Origin of the sequence: Catenibacterium sp. RTP21428st1_D7_RTP21428_210409 (assembly GCF_040227455.1) — a bacterium.
GTDB classification, from domain to species: Bacteria; Bacillota_I; Bacilli_A; order Erysipelotrichales; family Coprobacillaceae; genus Catenibacterium; species Catenibacterium mitsuoka_A.
In genome coordinates this window covers 1-22651 of sequence record NZ_JBEHVX010000032.1, presented here as the reverse complement: position 1 = coordinate 22651, position 22651 = coordinate 1, and the positions used below count along the sequence as shown (strand labels likewise).

At 35.1% G+C, this 22651-nt stretch carries 19 protein-coding genes; 14 read left to right on the top strand and 5 right to left on the bottom strand.

The annotated features are described in order from the left end of the window. Positions 1 to 105 precede the first annotated feature (105 nt). A complete protein-coding gene (locus ABUA27_RS06365) occupies positions 106 to 1104 on the bottom strand; it encodes an IS1/IS1595 family N-terminal zinc-binding domain-containing protein (protein WP_349820427.1) in 999 nt (332 codons plus the stop codon). A 217-nt stretch (positions 1105 to 1321) separates the two neighbouring features. Between ABUA27_RS06365 and ABUA27_RS06360 the strand changes: the two genes are divergently transcribed. Beyond that, complete coding sequence (locus tag ABUA27_RS06360; RefSeq protein ID WP_022425737.1) at positions 1322 to 2686, top strand: aminopeptidase; 1365 nt, start codon at positions 1322 to 1324, stop codon at positions 2684 to 2686. A gap of 109 nt (positions 2687 to 2795) precedes the next feature. Beyond that, positions 2796 to 5312, top strand: coding sequence for a translation factor GTPase family protein (locus ABUA27_RS06355; protein ID WP_129981221.1), 2517 nt, complete (start codon positions 2796 to 2798; stop codon positions 5310 to 5312). 11 nt (positions 5313 to 5323) lie between these two features. Here ABUA27_RS06355 and ABUA27_RS06350 read toward each other — a convergent pair whose 3' ends face one another. Both ABUA27_RS06350 and ABUA27_RS06345 read right to left on the bottom strand, forming a co-directional pair. Beyond that, a complete protein-coding gene (locus ABUA27_RS06350) occupies positions 5324 to 7786 on the bottom strand; it encodes a heavy metal translocating P-type ATPase (protein WP_349820426.1) in 2463 nt (820 codons plus the stop codon). Continuing rightward, entirely contained in the window at positions 7783 to 8088 is a 306-nt protein-coding gene (locus tag ABUA27_RS06345; protein WP_022425740.1) for a metal-sensing transcriptional repressor, read from the bottom strand. The genes ABUA27_RS06350 and ABUA27_RS06345 overlap by 4 nt, the downstream gene beginning before the upstream one ends. A gap of 90 nt (positions 8089 to 8178) precedes the next feature. Here ABUA27_RS06345 and ABUA27_RS06340 point away from each other — a divergent pair, with 90 nt between their 5' ends. The 4 genes from ABUA27_RS06340 to dnaB are packed head-to-tail and all read left to right on the top strand — an operon-like array spanning position 8179 to position 12861. Beyond that, a complete protein-coding gene (locus tag ABUA27_RS06340) occupies positions 8179 to 9069 on the top strand; it encodes a DUF2232 domain-containing protein (RefSeq protein WP_287846467.1) in 891 nt (296 codons plus the stop codon). A 14-nt stretch (positions 9070 to 9083) separates the two neighbouring features. After that, positions 9084 to 11039, top strand: a complete 1956-nt coding sequence (locus tag ABUA27_RS06335) for a GGDEF domain-containing protein (RefSeq protein ID WP_129981224.1) — start codon at positions 9084 to 9086, stop codon at positions 11037 to 11039. Positions 11040 to 11041: 2 nt separating this feature from the next. Further along, the gene (gene rplI / locus ABUA27_RS06330; protein ID WP_129981225.1) at positions 11042 to 11488 is read left to right on the top strand and encodes a 50S ribosomal protein L9; all 447 of its coding nucleotides are present in this window, start codon (positions 11042 to 11044) and stop codon (positions 11486 to 11488) included. Positions 11489 to 11499: 11 nt separating this feature from the next. Continuing rightward, entirely contained in the window at positions 11500 to 12861 is a 1362-nt protein-coding gene (gene dnaB, locus ABUA27_RS06325) for a replicative DNA helicase (protein WP_117460310.1), read from the top strand. Positions 12862 to 13191: 330 nt separating this feature from the next. Here the strand turns inward: dnaB and ABUA27_RS06320 are convergent, their stop codons facing one another. Both ABUA27_RS06320 and ABUA27_RS06315 read right to left on the bottom strand, forming a co-directional pair. Continuing rightward, on the bottom strand, positions 13192 to 13818 hold the full coding sequence (locus tag ABUA27_RS06320) for a thymidine kinase (protein WP_129981526.1): 627 nt from the start codon (positions 13816 to 13818) through the stop codon (positions 13192 to 13194). A gap of 133 nt (positions 13819 to 13951) precedes the next feature. Next, a complete protein-coding gene (locus tag ABUA27_RS06315; protein WP_288834787.1) occupies positions 13952 to 14596 on the bottom strand; it encodes an HAD family hydrolase in 645 nt (214 codons plus the stop codon). Positions 14597 to 14754: 158 nt separating this feature from the next. On the opposite strand from ABUA27_RS06315, the gene prfA reads away from it, so the two are divergent. The 8 genes from prfA to hslO all read left to right on the top strand — a co-directional run bounded on the left by prfA (position 14755) and on the right by hslO (position 22558). Then, positions 14755 to 15831 carry a peptide chain release factor 1 gene (gene prfA, locus ABUA27_RS06310; RefSeq protein WP_187012300.1) on the top strand — a complete coding sequence of 359 codons (1077 nt, stop codon included), beginning with the start codon at positions 14755 to 14757 and terminating at the stop codon, positions 15829 to 15831. Then, the gene (gene prmC, locus ABUA27_RS06305) at positions 15832 to 16665 is read left to right on the top strand and encodes a peptide chain release factor N(5)-glutamine methyltransferase (protein ID WP_288835163.1); all 834 of its coding nucleotides are present in this window, start codon (positions 15832 to 15834) and stop codon (positions 16663 to 16665) included. Then, positions 16652 to 17179, top strand: coding sequence for a GNAT family N-acetyltransferase (locus ABUA27_RS06300; RefSeq protein ID WP_281073079.1), 528 nt, complete (start codon positions 16652 to 16654; stop codon positions 17177 to 17179). Before prmC ends, ABUA27_RS06300 begins: the two co-directional genes overlap by 14 nt. A gap of 18 nt (positions 17180 to 17197) precedes the next feature. After that, positions 17198 to 17770 carry an HdeD family acid-resistance protein gene (locus ABUA27_RS06295; RefSeq protein WP_022425750.1) on the top strand — a complete coding sequence of 191 codons (573 nt, stop codon included), beginning with the start codon at positions 17198 to 17200 and terminating at the stop codon, positions 17768 to 17770. 38 nt (positions 17771 to 17808) lie between these two features. After that, complete coding sequence (gene tilS, locus ABUA27_RS06290; protein WP_288835162.1) at positions 17809 to 19026, top strand: tRNA lysidine(34) synthetase TilS; 1218 nt, start codon at positions 17809 to 17811, stop codon at positions 19024 to 19026. 28 nt (positions 19027 to 19054) lie between these two features. Further along, the gene (gene hpt, locus ABUA27_RS06285) at positions 19055 to 19585 is read left to right on the top strand and encodes a hypoxanthine phosphoribosyltransferase (RefSeq protein WP_022425752.1); all 531 of its coding nucleotides are present in this window, start codon (positions 19055 to 19057) and stop codon (positions 19583 to 19585) included. Between the two features lie 7 nt (positions 19586 to 19592). Beyond that, positions 19593 to 21551: an ATP-dependent zinc metalloprotease FtsH gene (gene ftsH / locus ABUA27_RS06280; protein ID WP_192924019.1), complete on the top strand. Its 1959-nt coding sequence runs from the start codon at positions 19593 to 19595 to the stop codon at positions 21549 to 21551. A gap of 134 nt (positions 21552 to 21685) precedes the next feature. Continuing rightward, positions 21686 to 22558 carry an Hsp33 family molecular chaperone HslO gene (hslO, locus tag ABUA27_RS06275; RefSeq protein WP_129981519.1) on the top strand — a complete coding sequence of 291 codons (873 nt, stop codon included), beginning with the start codon at positions 21686 to 21688 and terminating at the stop codon, positions 22556 to 22558. Positions 22559 to 22651 lie beyond the last annotated feature (93 nt).

The window sequence follows — 22651 nt, the reverse complement described above, 5'->3', positions numbered from 1 at the left end:
CATCTCGATATCGCACTCTTTTTGGCGACAAAACTGCCATTTCTATAAATTTCAATACCTTATCATACTTATCCTTTGGGTCATTCATAATGAACCAAAATAGATTCAGCCAGTCTTGGAGGTTTCTCTGTCATAAGCTCCGTGATTTCTTATGAATTGTTTCATTAATAAATGAAGATTATTAACTGGATATAAAGGGTTGTCTTTATCTGATAAACCTTTTGTTTCTCTTGTTGAGTATACTTTGCTTTCCAGTTCTAATTCTTCAATCAATATACTGTGAGAATGCTCATCATCATGTACTAATATAGAGCCTCTTGCAATATGCTTACTGTATGTTTCTTTTGTTGATTTTCTTGAAGGTTTAGATGTTCCTGTAACTATAAAAATTGATTTTGTCTCGTTACAGGCAACACCAACACCTATTTTATTTCTAGAAATTCCTCTTAGTTTCTTTTCATCTTTTGTCGCTAGTTTACTTTTTGCTTTTGTGAAATATGTTTCATCTAAGTATACTGTACCATCTAGTACAACATCGTCTTGTATTCCTTTTAAGACTTCAAATGTTTTTATCAGCCAATATTTACCTGTAGTGGGTGAATTTCTATTATCATAGGCTGTTGAATTTATAGAGTGAAATTCAAACAAATGCAGTAAATACTCAATCCATTCTGAAATAGGAATCTTTTTTGAATCAAAGATTGTATTTGTCAAAGCCGTGAAGCGTTTACCACATCCTTTACAAATATATCTTTGTGTTCCGTCTTTCTTATGCCCATACTTTGTAAAATCAAGAGATCCACAAAATGGACATTGTTTTATGTCTAAAGAATTTATAAATTCTATTTCTGAAACAGATGATGTTGCATGTTTAGCGTTGTACCATTCTTGAACAGTATTTTCAACAAGCAACTGTCCTTCTGATTTCTCTGAATTTTCAGACCAAGTAAACGAACGTAAAGATGGATATTTTCTACGTTCTTTTTTATTCATTTGTGTTTGGCGGTTCGGAGTTTCAAGAGATGAATAACCAGAACCGCCAAGTTCCTCTTGATGGTTATTCACCTCATGAAGCTCTTCAAGAGCTTGCCTTTCTACAAGCATTCTGATTATAACATTTCTCGTAATGAATTGCTACTTACCACCCATTTGCAAAAGAGGAGCTTTTATTAAAATGAATATATCGTTTGTAACGAATTGCAACGAAAAAACTTTCGTTGCAAAAAGAGCGAAACGAAAGAAACGATATTTTTTATAACACTATCTTTTAAACATAATCATGGTATACTGTTGTAGAGATATAAAGAAAAGAGGTTAGAAAATGTACGCAAAAAATACATGGGAAAAGTATAAGGACAATCTCAATGAAGTCATGGAATATAATGAAGGTTATAAAGATTATATTTCAAAAAACAAAACAGAACGTGCTTGTGTTAAAGACTCTATTCGTTTAGCCAAAGAAAAAGGATTCAAGCCATTAGACTCTTTTGAAACACTTAAGCCAGGAGACAAGGTTTATGTCAACAACAGAGATAAGAATATCGCATTATTTGTGATTGGTAATAAGCCACTTACAGAAGGTATGAGAATCTTAGGTGCTCATATTGACTCTCCTAGAATGGACTTAAAACAGAATCCATTATATGAATCAGAAGGATTCGTATTAGCTGATACACACTATTATGGTGGTGTAAAGAAATACCAGTGGGTAACTATCCCTCTATCATTATATGGTGTTGTCGCAAAGAAAGATGGTACTGTCGTAGATGTTGTCATTGGTGAAGATGATAATGATCCAGTAGTAGGTATCTCTGATTTACTTATTCACTTAGCTGCAGAACAGTTAGATAAGAAAGCAGCTAAAGTGATTGAAGGTGAAAACCTTGATGTTACTTTAGGTAATATGCCTTTAGTAGGTGAAGAAAAAGATGCTGTGAAGGCCAATATCTTAAAACTATTAAAAGATAAATATGACATCGAAGAAGAAGATTTTGTATCAGCTGAAATTGAAGTTGTACCAAGTGGTAAAGCAAGAGACTATGGTTTAGATCGTTCAATGATTGCTGGTTATGGTCATGATGATAGAGTATGTGCCTATACATCTTTAACTGCAATTCTTGATATGGATGTATGTGACTATACATGCTGTACTATTCTTGTAGATAAAGAAGAAATCGGTTCAGTAGGTGCTACAGGTGCTCAATCTTTATTCTTTGAAAATACAGTTGGTGAAATGTTAGTGAAGATGGGTATTGATAGTTTTGTGCAGACAAGACTTACTTTATCTAGATCAAAGATGCTTTCAAGTGATGTATCTGCTGGTGTAGATCCATTATTTGTAAGTGTGAATGATAAGAAGAACGCTGCTTATTTAGGTAATGGTATTGTATTTAATAAATATACTGGTGCAAGAGGTAAGAGTGGAAGTAATGATGCATCTGCTGAATATGTTGCGAGAATTCGTGCTGTGATGGATGAATCAAATATCCATTATCAGACAGCTGAACTTGGTAAGGTAGACCTAGGTGGAGGAGGCACTATTGCTTATATCCTAGGAAACTACAACATGGATGTGATTGATGCAGGTATTGCAGTATTAAATATGCATGCACCAATGGAAGTCGTATCTAAAGTAGACGTATACGAAACATATCAGGCATATAAAGCGTTCTTAAAGAATGCATAATTCATAGAACTGTAGTTAAAACAGGCAGTAAACTTTATGTATTTCCACCTTGGATAAAACCAAGGTGTTTTTTGATTGATCTATGATACAATAATCAAGAGGTGATTTGATGAAACAATTAACACTTGGAATGGTGGCTCATGTTGATGCAGGTAAAACCACATTAAGTGAGTCATTACTCTATACGACAGGGACAATTAAACATCAGGGTCGTGTTGATCATAAAGATACATTCCTTGACTATAATACACAGGAAAGAGAAAGAGGCATTACTATCTTTTCTAAGGTTTCTGCTCTTGATTATAAGAATAACCATTTCACGTTTATTGATACACCAGGACATGCTGATTTTAGTGGAGAAATGGAACGTGCATTAAGTGTTCTTGATTATGCAATAGTGATTATCAATGGTTTAGATGGTGTACAGGCGCATACTAAAACAATCTGGAACTTATTGAGACACTATCATGTACCAGCATTCATCTTTGTGAATAAGATGGATTTAACACATTATACAAAAGAAGAGTTATTGGACTCTTTATCACAATTATCTCCTCATATTATGGATATGAGTGCTTCTGAAGAAGATATTGCAGCACTTGATGAAGAGATGATAGAAGAATATTTAGAAACAGAGTCTTTAAAGGATACATCTATCGCAAAAGCGATTTCTAATAGACATCTTTATCCACTTTATTTTGGTAGTGCACTTAAGAATCAAGGTGTAGATGAACTACTCGATGCCTTAGACCGTTATACTTTAGAAAAAGAACCACAGAAAGAATTATCCGCACAAGTCTTTAAGATTACGAGAGATGAAAGAGGAGAACGTCTTGTCTTTATTAAGGTCACTGGTGGCAGGCTTCATGTACGTGATACAATCCATGATGAAAAGATTCATCAAATTAGGTTATATCAAGGGAACCGCTATACTTTAGTAGAAGAAGCATCTCAGAATGATATTGTAGCCTTAACAGGTATTAAGAAGCTTCAGGCAGGGGATTATATTGGATTAGGACATGTGATTCATTCAACACTGAGACCTTCTATGTTGTATCAAATTCAACCATCTAAAGAGGCAGATATCAACCATTTCTTTTCTTCTTTAAAGGTATTAGGTGAAGAAGAACCATTACTTCATTTAAAACTCTTTGATGATCATGCCCAGGTTTCTTTAATGGGTGAAGTACAGATAGATATTCTTAAACAATTAATGAAAGATCGTTTTAATGAGGACATCACAGTGGATGAAGGAGATGTCGCTTATCTAGAAACAATCAAAGAACCAATAGAAGGGGTAGGACACTTTGAACCATTACGACACTATAGTGAAGTCCATCTTTACTTAGAACCACTTCCTCAAGGTTCAGGACTTGTCTTTGATAATCAATGTCAGAATAACTTAGAAGAGAGATATCAAAATCTCATCATGACACACTTACAGGAAAAAGAACACTTAGGTGTACTCACAGGGTCTCCTATTACAGACATGAAAATCACACTTCTAGGTGGTAAAGCCCACTTAAAACATACAGAAGGAGGAGACTTCAGAGAAGCCACTTATCGTGCTATTAGACAAGGGTTAAAAATGACTGAATCAGTTATTTTAGAGCCATATTATAAATATGAATTAGTCATTCCTACAGAAGCTTTGAGTAAGGTTTACTATGCTTTAGAAGACTATCCAACACCTACTGTAGTGAATGAGAATAATGATATTACAACACTTCATGGAGAAGCACCTGTTTTATTCTTGACTCACTACCAAAAAGAACTTCTGACTTCCACAAAAGGAAAAGGACAGCTTTTCTTCTTAGATACATTCTATGCACCAGTAGAAAATCAGGAAGAAGTGATAACTAAATGTGATTATGATAGTGAATCAGATCTAGATAATCCTACAGGTTCTATTTTCTGTTCACATGGTGCAGGATATTATGTCCCTTATGATGAAGTAAGAGAGAAGATGCATTTACCTCTTTATAGTGCGATGAAACAGGAACATACTTATACACATAATCCTGTACATATTAGTGATGAAGAACTTAAAAGAGTATATGAACGTACCTATGGTCCAATAAACACAAAACTTTCAAGTGACTACTATAAACCAAAACAAGATCATGTTTCTTCTAATACAGTACAGGTATTAGATGAATATTTGATTGTGGATGGATATAATGTCATCTTTGCCTGGGATGAATTGAAAGAACTTGCGAAAGAAAACCTAGGTAGTGCAAGAGATAAGCTTATTGATATATTGATGAGCTATAAAGGGTATCGTGGCTGTCATATGATCCTTGTCTTTGATGCTTATAAGGTTCCACAGAATAAAGGCAAGAGTCAGATGTATCATGATATGGAAATCGTTTATACAAAAGAAGGACAGACAGCGGATGCTTATATTGAAAGCATCACAAAACAGATGGCAGGGCAATATCGTCTTGTGGTAGCCACAAGTGATAATCTTGAACAGAAAATTGTATTAGGCCATGGGGCGACACGTATCTCATCAAGAGAATTACTTCAGGATGTCATTTCTCGTTCTAAAATCCAAAAAGAAGAGTTTGAAAGAAAAAATCCCCAAATGCATAGTTATGCATTTGAGGATCTCAAGAAGTCTTAGGACTTCTTTTTTTATTTAATAGATGTAACTGCATAATCTTTATCTTCTACAGCTTTCTTTAAGACATCATTAGATACTTCTTTACTTAAAGTCACAACTGCAGTGCCTTTTTCATGACTTACATCAGCACTTTCTACACCATCTACAGCTTCTAATGCCTTCTTTACAGCCATTTCACAATGACCACACATCATACCAGTAATTTCTAAAGTCTTTTCCATTGTTTTCTTCTCCTTTTTCTTTCTTTTTATATCTTTAGATGCATCATGCATAAAGAAAGTATTGAGTCTCAACGCGTTCATACATACAAAGAAACTAGATAAACTCATGGCAGCAGCCCCTAACATAGGACTCATCTGCCATCCTGTTAAGTGAATAAATACACCAGCAGCAACAGGAATACAAATCGCATTATAGAAAAATGCCCAGAATAAGTTTTCATGGATATTTCTTAATGTCGCACGAGAGAGTCTAATAGCGGCAGTGACATCTGTCAGCTTACTATTCATTAAGACAACATCAGCTGCATCTATCGCAATATCAGTACCTGCCCCAATCGCAATTCCAATATCCGCACGTGTGAGGGCAGGTGCATCATTGATTCCATCACCCACCATCGCTACTTTACCATGCTTTTGTAAATCTTTAATAACACTCTCTTTACCATCAGGCAATACTCCTGCAATTACTTCATCCACACCGGCTTTTTTACCAATTGCATCTGCAGTCTTCTTGTTGTCACCTGTCAACATTACAACTTGAATACCCATGTTCTGCATTTCTTTAATAGCCTGAGGGCTATCTTCCTTCATTGTATCAGCCACACAGATCATGCCAAGATAAGTATCATCATAACTAAAGAATAGAGGTGTCTTACCTTCCATTGCCTTGTCAGATGCCTGTGTCATCATTTCTTCAGGAATATGTTTTTCCATCATCTTGATACTGCCACCTAATACTTCTTTACCATGAATTAACCCTCTTAACCCATGACCAGGTAATATCTCGAAGTCTTCAACATCTTCACTACCTTGATAATAATCAGTCACAGCTTTACCAAGAGGATGCTCACTCTTTTTTTCTAGACTAGAAGCATAATTTAATAGTACTTCTTTTTCTATCTTATAAGGGACCACATCAGTCACTACAGGAGTTCCTTTTGTGATTGTACCTGTCTTATCTAATGCAATAATATCAATAGATCCTGCCACTTCTAATGATTCAGATGTCTTAAACAAGATACCATGCTTTGCGCCCATACCATTACCTACCATAATAGCCACTGGTGTTGCAAGACCTAATGCACATGGACATGAAATAACTAAAACGGAAATAGCGCGAGCAATAGAGAATCCAATACTCTTTCCAAGAATCATCCAGACAATAAATGTGACTAACGCAATACCGATAATCACAGGTACAAAGATACCAGAGACTTGATCGGCTTTCTTTGCGATAGGTGCTTTAGTAGATGCTGCATCACTCACCATCTGAATAATCTGTGAAAGTGTTGTCTCCTCACCTACACGAGTGGCACGTACTTTAATAAAGCCTGACTGATTAAGTGTTGCACCAGATACTGTATCATTTACTGTTTTATCAACAGGAATACTTTCACCTGTTAAGGCAGATTCATCAATAGCTGTAGAACCTTCCACAATCACACCATCAACAGGAATATTTTCACCTGGTCTGACAATAAACAAATCACCCTTATTCACTTCATCAATACTTACAGTGACTTCTTTATTATCCTTAATAATGACTGCAGTCTGAGGTGCAAGATCCATTAAACTCTTTAAGGCATCTGTAGTACGTCCTTTAGACATTGCCTCTAACATCTTACCAACAGTAATTAAAGTAGGAATCATAGCTGCAGATTCAAAATAGAGATCATGTCCTAAACTCATCACCTTCATCATCTGTCCCTGGCTCATGGCATCAATCATTAAATATAAAACAACTAAGCTATAACCAAAAGCAGCACTAGACCCTAATGCGACCAAAGCATCCATGTTAGGGGATAATTGAAATAAACTCTTATACCCATTAACAAAGAATGCTTTATTAATGACTAAAATAATAATAGTCAATAACATTTCTGTTACTGCAATAGATACATGATTCTCCAAAAACGAAGGTACAGGCCATTTCCACATCATATGACCCATAGATAAATACATTAATAGTATTAAGAATACTAGAGAAGTAATCAGTCTCTTCTTTAATTTTGGTGTCTCATGATCGACTAAAGAATCATCTTTTACTTTTTTAACACCTTTTTCACTTGCACCATATCCAATATTCTCAATTGCCTGAATAATAGATTCAGAAGATGCTGTTCCTTCTACGCCCATAGAATTTGTGAGTAAAGAAACAGAACAGCTATCTACACCATTAATATGAGCTACAGTTTTTTCAATACGATTGGCACACGCTGCACAACTCATACCAGTAATATTATATTGTTTCATTTCATCACCTTCTGTAATACTTTCACTAATTCATCAATTGTTTCATCATGACCTTCTTTAATATCATCCACAACACATGTCTTAATATGCTTTGCAAGTAATTCTTTATTAAAACTATTCAAAGCTGCATTGACTGCAGAAACCTGAACAAGAATATCAGGACAATAAGCATCTTTTTCTACCATGCCTTCAATTCCTCGAATCTGACCTTCGATACGTTTGAGGCGGTTCATGAGTTTTTTCTTTTCTTCTTCACTACGATCCTTATGACGTTCACTGCAGCAGCAATCTTTTTTATCCATTATTTCACCTCCTGTTCCAATCATATACCCTATAGGGGTATACGTCAAGCGATGTGATTGTTGTATAATGACCACAAGGAGAAATGAATTATGAAAACAAATAAACTCGTGCAGGGTGCACTCATCGCATCACTCTTTGGTGTCCTTGCAGTACTCAATACAATGACAGGTACGATGTTTGATAGCTTAATTGGCTATGGAATGGCTATTCCTATGGCTATTTATAGCTATAAGACAGGCCTTAAAGAAGCTTTAATGACTTCCGTTGCTTCCATGGTCATTGCCTTCCTATTTGGAACACTCAGTTATGTATTAATTGTCCTCTCATCACTTGGTATGGGAACAGTTGTAGGGCTATGTTTAAAAAATAAAGCTAAGAAAGAAACAATGTTGGTGCTTGGTGCTACATTCTTCTTTTTATCTGACTTTTTATATTTCTATGTATTCTCAGGAGTACTAGGTATTAACTTACTCACTGAAGCAAAAGAAATGTATAACCAGATTATTGCGGCAGTGCCTTCTATAACTAATGCCTTTACTTTTCAGGACTTCTATAATCTCATTCCACTCTCTATACTCATTATGTCATTCTTACAGAGTTATCTAGTCATGATGTTATGTGCATTATTCTTTAAACGCTTAAGAATACCTTTTGATATGAGTATTCATATTGCGACATTTAGATTCAGTCCTAAAATGGGATATATTCTCGCAATCATGCTTGCAGGTAGTATGATTGCGAGACAATATTTTGGAAATGTTGTTATTGTACAATATATCTATTTTATTAGTATCTTAGGATTTATGGTGGATGGACTTTCTTTCTTATCTTTCTATCTTATTATCAGAAACCATGGACGTTATTCTAACTTACTTATATTTTTAGTATTCATTCCGTTCCTACAGACACTATTAGTGATTCTAGGAATTATTGATATATTTGTTGAAATACGTCAAATACTGTATAATAAGTATCAATAAGGAGGGCTTCTACAATGACGAGAAAAGTTGCGCAACTTAGAAATATCTTTGTTCTTTTACTCGTATTTATTACCTTTGCGACCTTTGCGGCTTTTGGTATATTTCATCAGGCTTGGATGCTTCGTCTTGCGATATTTGCGGTTATTACGAATGTAATCTACATATCGTTACTATTCTATATGGGCTACTTAATGGATCAAAACAGCTATTCAGTCAGTGATGCTTTAGGTATTGATGCAAAGAATGCTTTGATCTATGGTGGCGTAGGACTGATTCAATATGATGAAAACAGAAACATTACATGGGTTTCAGACTTCTTAAAGGCATTAAATATCAATATTGTAGGAATCAAGCTATTAGAATGGCAGCCTACACTTGCTAGTCTTTTTGATGATGAAGATGTCAAAACAATAGAAGTCAAAGGAAAGAAATTCGAAGTATATAATAGTGCGGATACAAGACTCATCTATATGAAGGATGTGACACAATATGTCTCTTTATCACAGGACTATGAAGATATGCAGGTATGCATGGGTTATATTACTGTGGATAACTATGATGAAATTATTGCGAATGTAGATGAATCACAGAAGGTAAAGATTCAAAACCAATGTCGTAGCTTAATTACTGATTGGGCATATAAGAATGGTATGATCATTAGACGTTATCAGACAGGTAAATACATTGTCTTCTTTAATGAACGTATCTATAAGAAACTTATTGAATCTAAATTCTCTATTTTGGATGATTTCAAGAATGCGATAGAAGAATTAGATGTGCTTATGACATTATCTATTGGTATTGGTAGAAGTACAAAGGTATTAAGAGAATTAGAAGAACTTGCTTCTTCAGCATTAAGCCTTGCTTATTCACGTGGTGGTGACCAGATTGCGATTAAGAGTGGTAAAGATCATGTACGTTACTTTGGTGGTAAAACAGATGCATTTGAAACATCTTCTAAAGTACGTTCCCGTATTATGGCACAGTCTCTTGCCGGTCTTATTAGTCGTTCACGTAATGTCTTAGTTATGGGACATAAGAACTCAGATTTGGATTCATTTGGTGCTTCTCTTGCGGCTGCGCGTATTGCAGAGAATTTAGGTAAGAGAGCCAATATCGTAATTGACTATGAATCTCTTGAAGAAAAAACAAAAGGTGTCGTAGAAATGTTGAGAAGTAATCCTGATTATAAGGGTTTAATGTTGACTATTTCAGAAGCACTTGAAAAAACTAATAAAGATACTTTATTAATCTGTGTAGATAATCATAAGGATTCATTGGCTATTAGCCGTTCAGTACTTGATAAAGTAAAAAACAAGGTCATTATTGACCACCATCGTCGTAGTGAAGAATTTATTTCTTCACCGGTTCTCACATACTTAGAACCATCTGCATCCTCTACAGTAGAATTACTTGTAGAACTATTTGACTACCAGCAACATGAAATTGAAATTTCATCACTTGATGCGACAGTTATGTATACGGGGATGCTAGTAGATACAAACTATTTCAGACAGCATGTGGGTACAAGAACATTCCAGTCAGCAGCTAAACTCAAAGAAGCACAGGCTGACTTAGCACTTGCATATGAATTATTAGAAGATTCATTTGAATGTATGAAAGAAATATTTGATATCACAGAATCAGCTTATCGTTATAAGGATAGATTCCTTATTGCGACAGGCAAAGATGACGAACTGAGTCGTTCTACTCTCGCAAAGGCTGCAAACCAATTAGTATATGTTTCTGGCATTTATGCTGCATTTGCGATAGGATATATATCTAAGAACACGGTGGCAATCAGTGCACGTAGTTCTAAAAAGATCAATGTCCAGATGATTATGGAAGATCTAAATGGTGGTGGTCATTTCTCTATGGCTGCCTGTCAGATTGAAAATGTGACAATCGAAGAAGCAAAAGAGAGATTAGAACATGCAATAGATGCATATTTGGAAGATAGGGGTGTATAAATATGAAAGTTATTTTATTAGAAGATGTGAAAAAAGTTGGTAAGAAGGGTGAAATCGTTAATGTATCTGACGGTTATGGACAGAACTTCTTAATTAAGAATGGTAAAGCTTTAATGGCAACAGAAACAGGTAAGAAGATTGTTGCTCAGCAGGAAGAAGAAAAGAAACAGGAAGACTTAAAGAAGAAAGAAGAAGCTCAGGAACTTGCAAAGAAGCTTGAAACTATTGTGGTAGAATTCAAAGTAAAGACTGGTAAGGATGGTAAGAGCTTTGATCATGTTTCTACAAAACATATCGCAAAGAAATTATTGGAAGAACATGGTATTAAGATTGATAAGAGAAAGTTCATCAATGCATATCCAGTAGGTGCTTTAGGAACTACTAAGTTGAAGATTGAACTTTATAAAGGTGTTATTGCGACTATCAATGTTCATCTATCTGAAAAATAAGGTGAATACTTATGGATACAAGAGAACTCCCTCATGACTTAGAGGCAGAACGTGCTTTGTTAGGGGCGATGTTGATTGATAAGAACGCATGTAATGATGTCATCAACATGGCAACACCTCAGGATTTCTATCTTGATGCGCATCGACTGATCTTTACAGGTATGAAGTTCCTTCATGACGGTAATAAACCAATTGATGCCACTACAGTGACTGATTATTTAATTAACCAGAAGATATTAGAAAAAGTAGGTGGAGTAGACTACTTATTGGTACTTGCGAATTCAGTACCAACAGTCGCTCATACAACACATTATCTTCAGATATTAAATGAGAAGTCATTACTTAGAAGACTTATTAAAGAAGCTACAAACATCGTACAAGATGCTTATGGTGAAATTACTGATATTAATGATTTTATTGATACAGTAGAAAAAGATGTCTTAGAAGTCACTAGAGATAGAAATGCCGGGGAATTCAAGACAATTGAAAGTGTTGTACAGAATGTCACAGCCAGAATGAATCTCCTTCAGAAAAATGGTGGAGTTGTCTCTGGTGTAAAGACAGGCTATAAAGAATTAGATAAATTAACATCAGGCTTTCAGCCGGGTGATTTAGTTATTCTTGCAGCTAGACCTTCTGTAGGTAAGACAGCTTTTGCCTTGAATATTGGTTTTAACTCATCACTTAATAGTGAAGAAGCTGTCGCAATATTTTCACTAGAAATGCCTGCTGAACAGCTTGTCACCAGATTAATATGCTGTGCAGGATCTATTGATAACGATAAATTAAAAACAGGTGCGATTTTAAAAGAGAATGCGAATAAATATTATGCAGCAGCAGATCGTGTCACACGTTGTAATTTATATATTGATGATACACCAGCTGTTAAGATTGGTGAAATTGCAGCTAAATGCAGAAGACTACAAAGAGAACAGGGATTAAAGATGGTTATTATCGATTACCTCCAGTTAATCTCTGGTCCATCTTCATCAAGAGAATCAAGACAGCAGGAAGTATCTGATATCTCTAGACAGTTAAAAGCACTAGCAAGAGAATTAAAGTGTCCTGTTATTGCCTTATCACAGCTTTCTCGTCAGGTTGAACAGCGTAAAGGAAAACCAATGTTGTCCGACTTAAGAGAATCAGGAGCTATCGAACAGGATGCCGATATTGTAGCCTTCCTTCATCGTGAAGACTATCAGAACAAAGAAAAAGAAGCAGAAACAAACGGCTTAACAGAAATTGTTGTGGCTAAGCACAGAAATGGTGCAACAGCCGATATCAGCCTTGTATTTGAAAAACAATACTCTCGTTTCTCGGATTACTATACAGGTCCAGAAAACCAGAACAGTGGTGAAGGACTTAGAATTTAAAAGGGGCTGTGACGAATAGATAGTATTTACTACTACCATGAGCGTTACAGCTCTTTTTCGTATACCCAAACCCAAAAAAGGTTATTCACCACTGCATGGTGAATAACCTTTTCATATTTCAGACGCATTTAAAATGAACCTGCCCATTTCTTAAAAAAATTTTTATCAGCAGGTATATCTTTTTCAAAATCTAGTAGCGCATATGTCTGATATGTCGTATAATCTTGTTGGTATGTTTTCATGGTAGAATTAATGTACCACAAAAGGCGGACCTCGGTCCGCATTTTGTTTTTATGAAACTATAATGAGTTATTTACCCGTTACAGCCTCTTATTTTCTTGGTCTGAATTGTATTTTTTTCTGATTCTCAAATTTAATAGGTTTTTCCACTATTTCATGACAATGACGACAACGTGGTTCATAGGCTTCCTTAGCACCTACTAAGACAATAGGATCATTAAAAGAAGCAGGTTTACCATTAATAATACGCTGTGTTCTAGTGGCTGGTGCACCACATTTTGCACATACTGCAGTTAGCTTAGTCACGAACTCAGCACGTGTTAATAAATCGGGTAAGACACCAAATGGTTCACCACGGAAATCTTTATCTAAACCAGCAACCATTACACGTAATCCACTATCTGCAAGATATTCACAGATATCAACAACATCCTCATCAAAAAACTGTACTTCATCAATCGCTACAACATCTGTATCATAATTCACATGATTAAGTATTTCCTTTGCTTCACTGATGACAATACAAGGTACTTTACTTCCTGCATGTGAAGCAATTTCAGTTGTAGAATAACGATCATCAATCTTTGGCTTAAACACAAGAATATTTTTTCTTGCATAAGACAATACATTGATACGACGAATTAATTCTTCTGTTTTACCCGCAAACATACATCCACAGATCACTTCTAGCCAACCTTCACGATATTGATTATACATTTAATAAAACCTCCAAAAAGTTCACATAGATTTCATATACTCCCTGTATTATACAGTTGTAGAAAAGAAAAGCCATAAAAAATTTTCCCTTAATCCCATTAAAAAGAGTCGGTCATCATTCCGACTCTTTTTGTTAGTTTAATTCATTAATGACTTCATCAAGAGAATCTAATATTTTATATGTCTTATTTGCATATTCTTCTGTAGGATATTTCATATCAGGAATACAGATTACTTTAATACCAGCTGAAGAAGCGGCCTGAATACCTGCTTCACTATCTTCTAATACAAATGCTTCATCAGTCTTTACACCAAGTTTTTCACAAGACTTTAAGAAGACTTCTGGATGTGGTTTACCATGAGTTACTTCATCACCACAAATTGAGTCATCAAAATATTGTGTAATATGAGCCTGTGCAAGAATAGTATCGACACGATCACGATTAGAAGAAGTAGCGACAATAGTCTTATAACCATTTTCTTTTAAATAATTAAGAAGCACTAATAAACCTTTCTTAATTGGTACACCTTCTGTTTCAAAACGTTTTGCCATTAAAGCATGTACATCTTTAATGACATCATCAATAGGAAAGTCCTTACCATAAGTATCGTAAAATCTTTCATAGATTCCTTTGATAGGTTTCCCTAATAAAGTTTTATAGAATGTTTCATCCATTGTCAAATTCATTGGTTTTAAGATTTCCTGATAACATTCAAAAGTCACTCTTTCAGAATCAATCATCAAACCGTCCATATCAAAAATAACTGCTTTTATCATTTTTACAAACCTCCAATTTATATATTCAAGTATATAAGAAATAGAAAGCGTCTTCAATTAATTGCGAAAAATAATTGAATATATTATAATGGGTACGATTTGGAACAATTAACAAATTTATTAGATGAAATCAATATTATTAAAAGAAAGGATAGAAGATGAATACACTATTAGAAAGACTACAGACAGTAGAAAAAAGATATGAAGAATTAACACAGATTCTTATGGATCCATCTATCGCGAATGATATTCAGAAGATGACACAGGCTTCTAAAGAACAGGCTTCTTTAGAAAAGGCTTATAACTTATATAAAGAATACAAGGCTTTATTAGATGGTATCGAAGAAGCCAAGGAATTATTAAATGAAAATGATCCTGAAATCAAAGAAATGGCTAAGATGGAATTAGAAGAATTAGAAAAGAAACAGCCAATCATGGAACATGATATCCAGATTGAATTAATTCCTAAGGATCCAAATGATGAAAAGAACGTAGTCATGGAAATCCGTGGTGCAGCCGGAGGAGATGAAGGAAATATCTTCGCAGGTGACTTATTTAGAATGTATTCTAAGTATGCTGAATCACAGGGATGGAAGATTGAAATTGAAGATGCTCAGCCTTCAGAAGCAGGAGGATATTCACTTGTATCATTTATTATCAAGGGTACTGGTGTATATTCTAAGATGAAGTTTGAATCTGGTTCACATCGTGTACAGCGTGTGCCTAAGACTGAAACACAGGGACGTGTTCATACATCAACTGCTACAGTATTAGTTATGCCAGAAGCAGAAGAAGTAGATATCGATATTGATCCAAAGGATTTAAGAGTTGATACTTACCGTTCATCTGGTGCTGGAGGACAGCATATCAATAAGACTGACTCTGCCGTACGTATTACACATATTCCAACAGGAATTGTGGCAACAAGCCAGGATGGCCGTTCACAGCATGATAACCGTGCTAAGGCTATGCAGTCATTACGTACAAGACTTTATGAAGCTAAATTAAGAGAAGAAGAAGAAAAACTAGGAAACGAACGTCGTAATAAGATTGGTTCAGGTGACCGTGCTGAAAAGATCAGAACATATAACTATCCTCAGAACCGTGTCACTGACCATCGTATTGGTTTAACTATTCAGCAGTTAGATCGTATTATGGAAGGTAAATTAGAACCAATCATTGATGCATTAATCAATGAAGATCAGAGATTAAAACTTCTAGGAGAAGAAGAATAAGTGCTATTAGGTGAATTACTTAAACATGCGCATGATTTAATTGATGATCCACATACAAATATCCCTGAAAGACTCTATGAAGATCTCACAGGAGATGCTTATTATCAACTATTGTTGAAGAGGGAAGAGCCTGTTGAAGAGGCTCTTCTTGTGCAATATAAGGATTATTTGGATAGATATTTAAAGGGTGAACCTTATCAGTATATTATTGGAAAAGAATATTTTTATGGTAGAGAGTTTGATGTCAATCCAAGTGTTTTGATTCCTCGTTATGAAACAGAAGAACTTGTAGAAAAGGTTTTATCTTATATAAAACCAGGAATGGTTGTGGCAGATATAGGTACAGGCTCAGGCGCTATTGCAGTCACATTAGCTTGTGAATCTAAGGCAGATCTATATGCAGTAGATATCTCTAAAGAAGCTCTTAAAACAGCATCTCATAATGCGAAGAAGCATGAAGCTTCTGTCACATTCTTAGAAGGGGACTTATTACAGCCTCTTATAGATAAAGATATTCACGTAGATATTCTTGTCTCTAATCCACCTTATATTGATTATGATGAAGTATTGGATCCTCGAGTAGTGGATCATGAACCACATCTTGCATTATTTGCGGATGATCATGGTTATGCATGTTATGAAAATATATTTAAACAAGCTCCTTCAATATTAAAGGAGAAAGCGATTCTTGCATTTGAAATTGGATATAATCAAGGAGAAAGAATGAAACATCTTGTTCCTCTCTATTTTCCAGATGATACATTTGAAGTCATCAAGGATATCAATGGAAAGGATAGAATGTTGTTCATTTATCATAACTATGAAAATATTTGAAACTGAACGTCTTACAATTAGAACACTTGATGAAAATGATATTGATCGTCTTGTAGAATATCGCAGTAAAAAGACTGTGTCTCAGTATCAATCCTGGAATAGATATACAAAAAGAGATGCGGTGAAACTCATCAAGAAGTGTAGAGATACTGTAATAGAGCACAAAAAAGGGTCTATGCAGTTTGGTATTACAATCAAAGGGAGCCAGCATCTTATTGGTGATTTACATATAGAAATCATGGCACCTCATACATTCTCTATTGGTTATACGTTAGATGATGTTTTCTGGAATAATGGTTTTGGCACTGAAGCGGTACTCGGACTCTTAAGCTATATGCATGAAGAACATGGTTTCTTCAAATGTATTGCCTATATCTATAAACAGAATGAAAAATCAAGACATCTCTTAAAGAAGATTGGTTTTAAGAAGTTTGATGAATCTTTCTTCTATGGGGATGAAGGATATATTTTTGACCTCGGTAACTTACAAAACATATATTTTGTGCTACAATAACAGATACGAGGTGGAACTATGATTAAAGAATATATTAAGAAGTATAGTAAAGCATCTATCATCACATCAGTGATTATGATTGTTGCTTCAGTATTGTTGATTGTTTTCCCAAAGACAATGTTGGATATTGTAGTTTATGTGATTTCAGGTGCATTATTTGTGGATGGTCTCATTCATCTTGTGACTTACTTTGCATTAACTCATGATATGCGTATCTTTTCTAATGATTTATTAGAAGGTATTCTCGCATTACTAGCAGGCGTTTTTGTTGCATTCAATGCTGATGCATTCATTAGTGCACTCACAATGATCATTGGCTTATGGATTGTGATCAAAGGCTTATTAAACTTACAGCTCTCATTCCAGTTACAGCAGATTATTGAATTCAACTGGTTCTGGATCTTCTTATGTGCTGTATTATGTGTTGCATTAGGCGTATTTATTATTGTACATCCTATCGATATGGCTATTGGTTTGACTATGGCTGAAGGTATTGTATTATTAGTTACTGAAGTATTGAGTCTTATTCAGACAATCTATGTCTTATATAAACTCAATCATTCTAAAATGTCTAGATCATATATTAATTAAAAAGTACCATCACGGTACTTTTTTCTAAAGGAGAAAATATGCTGAATACATCATTATTAGACAAAAAAAAGAAATATCTCCTAGGTGTATCAGGTGGTCCTGATTCTATGGCACTTCTTGATATGATGCATGAATATTCAATCTGTGTCGCTCATGTAAATTATAATCTTCGAGATGATACAGAAGAGGACTACAAAGTAGTACATGACTATTGTATAGCACATTCTATTCCTTTTTATTATAAGGAATTTACACCGGATGATTATGTGAGAGGAAATTTTCAAAGCGTTGCAAGAGATATGCGTTATGCTTTTTATCAGGAAGTATATAAAATGGAACAATGTGATGCATTATGCCTAGGACATCAAAAGGATGATGTGATTGAAACTATTTATATGCACTTGGAACGTGACTCTCATCCTGATTATTTAGGAATCCAGGAAGTCTCTCATCGCTTAGGTATGACTATTATTAGACCATTACTTCATGTGACTAAACAAGATCTACGTGATTATTGTGATGATCATCATATTTTGTTTCATGATGACTATACTAATTTCCAGACAGAGTTCACAAGAGACCGTATCCGTAATACAATCTTAAATCAATATACAGACTCACAAAAAGAAGAACTCTTGAAAAAGGGTGAAGAATACAATAAGAAACAGGCAATAAAAAAACAAGAAGTAGACAAATACCTCACTGAACCACTGGATTATACATTAGTTCCAAAAGAACTTCTTCCTGATGTACTCTATGCTTTATTAAAGAAACATATAGAAGTATTGAAGATTTCTCATCATCTCATTGATGAAATCATCCATCAGATTCAATCCTCTAAACCTAATATTCAAATGCCAATTGGTGTTAATGAGGAGTTCATAAAAGAATATAATAATGTATACATTCGTAAATCTATAAAACAAGTAGATTATACGTATAGAATAGATCATAGACAGAACTTTGATTGTCCTTATTTCAAGATTCGAACACAAGGAGAAATGAATGATGGTATCCCTGTCAAGGATGAAGACTTTCCACTCACTATTCGTAATATGAGACCAGGCGATCGTATGGAAACAGCAGGGGGCACTAAAAAGGTTTCTAGACTCTTTATTAATGCGAAAATTCCCTTACCATTACGACGTTATTGGCCAGTTGTATTAGATTGCCGTGGAAATATTCTTTTGGTCCCGGGAATTGCGAAAAACAAGGAGTATTTGTCTATCAATCCAGATTTGTTTGTGATAAAATAACAACGACTATACTAGGAGGTACGGTTCAATGCATAAGGACATGAAAGAAATATTATTTACACAGGAACAGATTTCTGAACGCTGTAAAGAATTAGGCGCACAGATCTCAAAAGATTATGAAGGTAAGAAGATTCTTCTTATTGGTCTTTTAAAGGGATCTATTCCATTCCTAGCAGAACTTTCTAAATATATTGAGGGCGATGTATATTTTGATTATATGTCAGTCAGCAGTTATAAAGGAACTGAATCTGGAACTATTCATATTAAGAAAGACGTTGATATCGATGTCAAAGGTATGGATGTATTAATCGTAGAAGACATCCTTGATACAGGTAAAACATTGGATACTGTTACACATATGTTGAAAGATCGTGGTACAGCATCTTGTGAAATCGTTACTATGCTTGATAAACAGGAAGCAAGAAAGTATCCTGTACAGGCTAAGTATGTTGGTTTCCCTGTACCAGAATTATTCGTGGTTGGTTATGGTCTTGATTTTGATCAGAGATTTAGAAACCTACCATATATTGGTGTCTTAAAAGAAGAATGTTACCAGTAAGGAGTTTATGATGAAGAAGAATAACAAAACATTATTTAAAGCTATTCTTCCTTGGGTCATCGTATTATTATTGTTGAGTTCATTATTCCCATTCTTATTGAATAATGGCGGTAGTAAAGAATTGACTTATTCACAATTCATGACAGTAGTAAAAGATAAAAAGATAAATAACGTGACTATTACACCTAATAGTTTTGTAACCAAGGTCGAAGGTAGCTACAAGAAGAACTCTAAGGGCGATAAAGTGAACTTTACAACTATCGTTCCTAAGACAGACAAAGAATTAGATTCATTAACACAGGTTCTTGAAGACAAGAATGTCAAGATTAAGGTCACTGATTCAGAAAGTGATAACATGATCTGGAATATACTAGGTTCCATCCTTCCATATGTAATATTGTTTGGTGGTATGTTCTGGGTATTCAAGAATTTCAATGGTGCTGCAGGAGGCAACAATAAAGCCTTTGAATTTGGAAATTCTCGCGCTAAGCTAGAAAGAAATTCTAAGACTCGTTTTACAGATGTTGCAGGTGCAGATGAAGAAAAAGAAGAATTAACAGAACTTGTTGCATTCTTAAAGAACCCTAAGAAGTTTACTGAAATGGGTGCTAAAATTCCTAGAGGTGTTCTATTAGTAGGTCCTCCAGGTACAGGTAAAACATTATTAGCACGTGCTGTTGCAGGTGAAGCAAACGTTCCATTCTATTCTATTTCTGGTTCAGAATTCGTAGAAATGTTCGTTGGTGTTGGTGCTGGCCGTGTAAGAGATATGTTTAAGAAGGCAAAAGAAAATGCGCCTTGTATCATCTTTATTGATGAAATTGATGCCGTAGGTCGTCAGAGAGGTACTGGTGTTGGTGGTGGACACGATGAACGTGAACAGACATTAAACCAGTTACTTGTAGAAATGGATGGTTTTGAAGGTAACGAAGGTGTTATTATCCTTGCAGCTACTAACCGTGCAGATGTTCTTGACCCTGCATTATTACGTCCAGGACGTTTTGATAGACAGATCAGAGTATCTAACCCTGATAAGCGTGCAAGATCTCAGATCTTGAAGGTTCATGCAAGAAATAAACATTTTGCGCCAGATGTTGATTTTGATAACATCGCTCAGCGTACTCCGGGATTCTCAGGTGCAGAACTTGCGAACGTATTAAATGAAGCAGCATTACTTGCAGTAAGAAGCGGTCATCAGATGATCACATTAAGTGATGTCGATGAAGCGATTGACAGAGTTATTGGCGGTCCAGCTAAGAAGTCTAGAAAATATACTGAACATGAAAGAAAACTTGTTGCTTATCATGAAACTGGACATGCGATTATTGGTTTGACATTAGAAGATGCCAACCAGGTACAGAAAGTCACAATTGTACCACGTGGTGATGCAGGTGGATATAACTTGATGACTCCTAGAGAAGAAACTTACTTCTCAACTAAGAAACAGTTACTTGCAACTATTACAGGTTATATGGGTGGTCGTACGGCTGAAGAAATCTTCTTCGGTGATGTATCATCAGGTGCTCATAACGATATTGAACAGGCTACACGTATTGCTCGTATGATGGTTACAGAACTTGGTATGAGTGAACTTGGTCCAATTAAGTATGACAGTGGTGATAATGCAGTATTCTTAGGTCGTGACTATTCACAATTAAGTAATACACATTCTGGTCAGATCGCATTTGAAATTGACCAGCAGGTACGTAAGATCATCGAAACAGCACATGCTCAGGCAACTGAAATCATCAACAATAATAAAGACAAAATGGATATTATTGCGAATGCATTGCTTGAACATGAAACATTGAATCATGAACAGATTCAGTCTTTATATAACACTGGTAAGATGCCAGAAACTTATGATGGAACAGAAGAACATGTTGAATCTAACGATGACAACAATAACACTCCTGAACCACCTAAGGCTGATCCAGAAGATGATTTACTAGATGAAATGAAATAAGCGCTTTGCGCTTATTTTCATTTAGGAGATAATAAAATGCAGCGTAGATTTATGGTAAGACTATTAGTAGGTATTATTGTCATTAGTATGATTTTGCCTTTAGTAAGCTATTTTGCGATAGGGAGATGAGATAAATGAAAGATTATTTAGTACGTGGACTCGTTAATTCAAAGAACTGTCGTGTTTTTGCCTGTACAACAACTAACCTTACAAATGTTGCACAGCAGAATCATAACTTATGGCCTTGTGCAAGTGCTGCACTTGGACGTATGATGGCAGTCACTTTAATGATGGGTGCTATGAATAAGAATAAAGAAAAGATGACAGTAGTCATCAACGGTGGTGGACCAATCGGTACAATGCTTTGTACAACACATTCTGATGGTAAAATCAAAGGATTTGTATCTAATCCAGAAGTTCACTATACATACAACGATACAGGTAAGCTTGCAGTAGGCTTATGTGTAGGTAATCAGGGGACTATCCAGGTCACTCGTGATATGGGATTAAAGGAACCTATTACATCTAGTTCTCCATTACAGACTGGTGAAATTGGTGATGATTTCTCTTATTACTTCATGTTATCAGAACAGGTACCATCAGTTGTTGCAGTAGGTGTTCTTGTAGAAGAAGACAATACCGTAAGAAGTGCAGGTGGTTATATTATTCAGTTATTACCAGAAGCAACTGAAGAAGATATTGCGTATATTGAAGATAAGATCAAGAATACACCACCAGTATCACAGTTATTAGATGAAGGACATACTCCAGAAGAAATCTTAAAGATGATCTTTGAGGATGTTGAAATCCTAGATACACAGGATTTATCATTTAAATGTGATTGTAGTAAAGAAAAGATGGGAGAAGCCTTAGCTACACTTCATACAAAAGATTTAGAAGACATGATTAATGAGGATCATGGCTGTGAGATTACATGTCAGTTCTGTAATACACATTATCAGTTCAGTGAAGATGAATTAAAGGAAATACTTAAAAAACGCCAGTAATGATATGATGACCTCCCAGTAGACAGTGTAAATAATTAAAAGCACTGTTTGCTGAGGAGGTTTTTCTTATGGGAAGAAAAAGCAAGTTTTCTA